The organism is Methylocystis sp., from assembly GCF_051061225.1.
Classification (GTDB): domain Bacteria; phylum Pseudomonadota; class Alphaproteobacteria; order Rhizobiales; family Beijerinckiaceae; genus Methylocystis.
Window position 1 is genome coordinate 1 of record NZ_JBPFEB010000020.1, and the last position, 2421, is coordinate 2421.

Here is a 2421-nt window from a genome sequence, read left to right on the forward strand (position 1 = left end):
CGAACGCAACCGACGCCGTAACTCTTCCGCTACCGCGGGCTCCGTCTCGAGCCGCTTGATTGGCCGCGCCATGGCAGCCCTCCATCATGCAAATCCATTGCAACTCGATAATAGTCGATATTTGAGAGACAGGACACTAGCTTACAAGTGAGTGAACCTCTGCGACAATCCACCGCTCGGTTTATGCCAATAGTAATTTGAGACAAAACCGGCGATCCTACCGGCATGTTAATCCGCCCGGTAATTGCAAACGCTGTGCTGGGGTCGGTGCTCGTCGCTGAAATCGTCGGAGCAGCGATTAAGCTCGCCGGGGGCTGAGGCTCCACCGGGCGACCAGTCTCTGGCTCCAAGAGCCGGGCGGGGTGCGCCTATGTAATCTTCCGAATTCTCAGAGTGTCGCTCTGCGCGCGAAATTTGAATCGATGCGACTAGTCTTAGCGGCGAGTACCGGGATTGCAGTCAGATCGCTCATACTCACCACGCGTCGCCACTGCTCGACCGTGGGTTTCGCGCGCGTTTTCCTCAATGCCCGATCGAGACAAGGTTTCCCATGGTCGCGGTAGGGCACGCAGCCAAGAATGCTGCTTCGTCGAATCTGAACAGCGCTTCTTTCAGATCCTCGACGTAGGCGACCGCCCCCAAATCTGAGAAACCGTGAATGTCCTCAAGGATCATTTCGCGGACCTCTGGAGCGCCGCGTTCCATGTTCGCGAGATAGGCGGCAAGCATTTGACCGGGCCGCTTTGAAACCAGCCGAATGAGCTGACTTCCGTTAAAGCTGCGTTGGCCCATGATGCTACCTCCACTTGCGCGCCTCGGAGCTTCTTCCGGCTCTCGATTGCCCAGCATTCATAGCTGGCGCTTCCTCTGAAGGCAGGCTGTGGAAACTACGTGACCCTTGCTGCAGCGCACATAGCCAACTCTTTTCGGGGTCTCTTCGATGCTTGTCGACAGCATTAGCGACTTGGCAAAACCAAATCGTCGCCGATCAGACAAACCCTGTCCCTCGGAGCGCAGAGCAAGAGCCTGAATTGCCCCGATCTGCGCCCCCAAAGAAACTTCAAGAGATTCTCAAACAAGTAGCCAATCGTCTTAGGCGGAAGGATGTATTATCTACTCCCGCCTCACCTAACGGCGGCGAGCGCTTCAAACGAGCGTCATCGAGGGGCAGCGAAGGTGGTGAAGCAGTTTCTACTCACCAGACCCTAGCCCAGGTTCTGCCAATTCGATGCAAGCCTCGAGGTCGAACTAAAGGCCGGCACCGCCAAAAGTTTCCAGCATTGCACCCAGACAGGATTGTAGTCCCTTCGGAGAACTGAACAAAGCCGGTAGGCAATCGCGAGGGCAAAGCTATCAGAGCGCCGCCGCCGCTTGGGGCGCAGAATGCGACATATACCACGGTGACGGGCCGCTCTTCATCCGTCGCTCAACCAGCGCCTCGAAGATCGCCAACAAAGCAAACCTAACCTCACGCGAATACTGGTGGACTCCGTTAGGGTCGCTGCCTTAAATCGACACATGCGTAATCCTGAAAGTTTTTTTCCGGTCGCGCGCTTTGGCGCCGTCAAAGCGGTTGCCGCCGTCACAGCCGGCCTCTCAGCGACGGGCGTCTATCGGGTCACGACCGACGCGGGTGAATTTTTCCTTCGCTTGCACGCGATGGGCCGAAGCGGATTTGCCGAGATGGTCGCGGCCCAGAAGCTCGCCGCGCAGCAAGGCATCGCGCCGGACGTAATCCTGGTCGATGAGGCGGCCGGTGCGATTATATCCCCGGAGGTTGAAGGTGTGCCCTTCGGATTCGCGCTCACCCAGCCGGACATTCGCCCGCGCGCACTCCGGAATCTCTCCGAAACTCTCATGGGGCCTGATCCAGCGCAATTGTACGATATCTCTGAAAAAGCCCTCGGTATTATGCGTGGCGTGCCCGACGTGCGGCAAGCGAACCGCGATTGGGGCAATCGCACGCCCGCGCTTCGCTTCATCCCGGATCAGGACCGGCTGAACCTCATCGGCCTGTCGCCAGCGGAGGTGGGCCAGCAGCTGCAATTCCTCCTCACCGGCGTCGCCGTCACGCAGGTCCGCGAGGATATCCGCAATGTCCCCATCGTGGCGCGCAGCGGCGGCGGCGAGCGGTTGGACCCGACGCGTCTGGTGGATTTCTCGCTGATGAGCCGGGACGGCCGCCAGATTCCACTCGATCAGATCGGTCACTCGGAGATCCGTCTAGAAGAGCCGATTTTAAAGCGCCGCGATCGGACGCCCGCCATTACGATCCGCTCCGACGTCAATGAGGCGACCCAGCCTCCGGAGGTGTCCAAACAGATCATGACGGCCCTTCAGCCGCTGATCGCCTCCCTTCCGTCGGGCTACCGTATAGAAACGGGCGGTTCGATCGAGGAGGCGACCAAGGCCAATGTCGCG

Annotated in this window: 1 protein-coding gene and 1 pseudogene; one reads left to right on the plus strand and one right to left on the minus strand. The window is 59.1% G+C overall.

Annotated features, from left to right (window positions below):
- Window positions 1–522: 522 nt before the first annotated feature.
- Window positions 523–792, minus strand: coding sequence for a hypothetical protein (locus ACR652_RS04010; protein WP_434505232.1), 270 nt, complete (start codon window positions 790–792; stop codon window positions 523–525).
- 1062 nt (window positions 793–1854) lie between these two features.
- On the opposite strand from ACR652_RS04010, the pseudogene ACR652_RS04015 reads away from it, so the two are divergent.
- Window positions 1855–2421, plus strand: a pseudogene (locus ACR652_RS04015) (efflux RND transporter permease subunit); the annotation flags it as partial.